Here is a 2245-nt window from a genome sequence, read left to right on the forward strand (position 1 = left end):
TCGGTCGTTATCGGAGAGCCAGACCGAGGGATAGAAAACCCTGACACCCAGCCTCATGCGAGCACCTTCGTCGTACGCCTCGCACGTACGCACCTGGTCGGTTCGGGAGTGCACACCTTCGACTGGGTCCAACCTGCCACACGCCATACCAGGCGTGGGGCCAATTGTGTTGGCCGAGGACGCAAATCGGGGTTCGGTGCGGGGAAGCGGGCAGGGATGGTTACGACACCGGCACCCCTGGGTGCTCCATTCGGGGTTCTACACCGAGCGTCTCAAATGAATCGGAGTGGATGGTTGTGACGAACGACGACTGCTGTGGGGGCGACCATAGAGCCATGACGCAAGCTGTCGAGGACTTCGAGTTCATGTTTGTGGTCGAAGGGATCGTGGATGCGTTCGACCCTAAAATCGAGCTGGTCGAAGCCCGCCTCGATTGCATCGTCCAGCGCCATAGCGGTTTGACGTTGATGACGGTCACCGCCGCGGCGGCGTCGGCCTTTGCGGCGGGTGTCCACGCCGTGCAGGTACTCGAGTCCGTCGGCATCACCGTTCTCCGTACTTACGCAGACCTGGTAACCAGGCAAGACATCGCGGATCGGGCCGAAGTCACTCGTCAAGCAGTCGGGAACTGGGTGCGGGGCGAGCGGTGCGGAACGCAGCCGTTCCCCGTGCCGACGAATCTGGCAGCAGGTGGCCTCTGGTTGTGGCGTGACGTGAACGAGTGGCTCGCCTCGCGAGGACTCCGGCACGATTCGACAAACAAGCCGGTGTTGGAGACTCTCGCCCAGCTGGACGCCTGGCTTTCCGGGCGGACGTCGCCGAAACCCGCGAATTTCGGCCAGCGGGTGTATGTAGCCGAGCTCGCGCCCGGGCTTGACCTGGCAGGCTTCAACCGAGTGGCCGACGGACTGGAGGATCAAGCCATCGTCGCGTCTATGACGAAGCGCGGTGCTTGATGCCTCCGGTCGATGAGATGTGGTTCTGGTCCGAAGGGCATCAGGCCGCGGAGCGCGAGGCGGAGGCCGACCTCGAGGCCGGGCGGTACCGCACCTTCGGCGATGCGGAGTCGCTTCTCGCTGACCTGGCCGCGCTGGCAGGCGAGCTCCCGCGGGACTAGATTTTGCCGAGGTCGATCTCCACGGGGAATGGAGCCGTCACCGTGACGGTGCCCGTGAACATGTCGCCTGTCCGATAAGTCATCGTCGCGGGGTCGAGGATGTAGGTATAGATCAGTGGGATGCCGGTCGCGGCCTGCTCGATACGCCAATAGAAGGCGATACCTGCCTTGGCGTACTGGCTCACCTTCACGATCCGGTCGGTGGTCTCCGATCCGGGCGAGACGACCTCAACGACCAGCAGTACATGCTCGGGACGAGTAGGCGCGAGGTCGATGGTGTCTGCGCGATAGACAACAACGTCTGGACGGCGATTGGTGAGCGGAACGTCCTGGAACCGGACGTCGAAGTAGGTATCGGCATTCCAGTCCGGGCCGGCTGCGGCATCCAGCGAATTGGCGAGAATTCGGGCCAACCGGTTGTGGCGCTTGGACGCGCTCGGGCTCACAACGACCATCCCGTCGACGATCTCGATACCCGCACACTGCTCCTCGGACCAGGAGTCGTACTCCGCTGCCGTGATCTGCTGATGCATCCACGCAGGGGGCGCTGTTTCGGCAGTCATCACGCGCTCCTCCCGGACACGATCGGGGCGGACTCGGCCCGCCGGGTTCAGTCTATTCGAGCTCACTGTTTCCGGAGGTAGGACGTGTGCTCGAGGAACTGAACGGCGACCCGATTCTGGTCTGGCGGCGGATCGGCAACCACGGGATCTATCGGCAGCCGTGACGGTCGGAGCAATCAAGCGATCCGCTTCGAGTTGGCGCCCGAAAACTATGCGACAGAAGCGGATTCGATGATGACCTCGGCGACGGGTGGTTACGCGCGGCGACCAAGCCGCCGAAACGGCCGATACCACGCGGAAGTAGCGTTACCGGCGCGGTAGCTGACTCTGGAGATCCTCGAACATCAATGCGATCTTGACCGGCTCAGTAAGGACCAACGCATCGGTGTGCTGACCATGGCCGACGTAGCGGCGCCCAGACCAGTCGAGGCGCAACTCCTCGATCATGGTGATCAGCTGCCAGTCCTTGTCGAAATGCACGATCAAATACACCGGAATTCCTGCGCGAGCATACAGCTCGCGTTTGATCCCGATATCAGCGTCGATGGTGCCCGCCGAGGTCACC

3 protein-coding genes and 1 pseudogene are annotated in these 2245 nt (G+C 62.8%); 2 read left to right on the forward strand and 2 right to left on the reverse strand.

Translation table 11 applies throughout. The features are described 5' to 3' along the window. The first annotated feature begins 335 nt into the window (after positions 1-335). Together ACFWPJ_RS30865 and ACFWPJ_RS30870 are read left to right on the forward strand one after the other, a co-directional pair. Positions 336-956, forward strand: coding sequence for a hypothetical protein (locus ACFWPJ_RS30865; RefSeq protein WP_378856749.1), 621 nt, complete (start codon positions 336-338; stop codon positions 954-956). Further along, positions 956-1117 carry a hypothetical protein gene (locus tag ACFWPJ_RS30870; RefSeq protein ID WP_378856751.1) on the forward strand — a complete coding sequence of 54 codons (162 nt, stop codon included), beginning with the start codon at positions 956-958 and terminating at the stop codon, positions 1115-1117. The genes ACFWPJ_RS30865 and ACFWPJ_RS30870 overlap by 1 nt, the downstream gene beginning before the upstream one ends. Here the strand turns inward: ACFWPJ_RS30870 and ACFWPJ_RS30875 are convergent. Both ACFWPJ_RS30875 and ACFWPJ_RS30880 read right to left on the reverse strand, forming a co-directional pair. Next, complete coding sequence (locus tag ACFWPJ_RS30875) at positions 1114-1680, reverse strand: Uma2 family endonuclease (RefSeq protein WP_378856753.1); 567 nt, start codon at positions 1678-1680, stop codon at positions 1114-1116. The genes ACFWPJ_RS30870 and ACFWPJ_RS30875 overlap by 4 nt on opposite strands. 306 nt (positions 1681-1986) lie before the next feature. Continuing rightward, positions 1987-2245 (reverse strand): annotated as a pseudogene (locus ACFWPJ_RS30880) (Uma2 family endonuclease); the annotation flags it as partial.

Origin of the sequence: Nocardia sp. NPDC058497, from assembly GCF_042720195.1 — a bacterium.
Lineage (GTDB): Bacteria > Actinomycetota > Actinomycetes > Mycobacteriales > Mycobacteriaceae > Nocardia.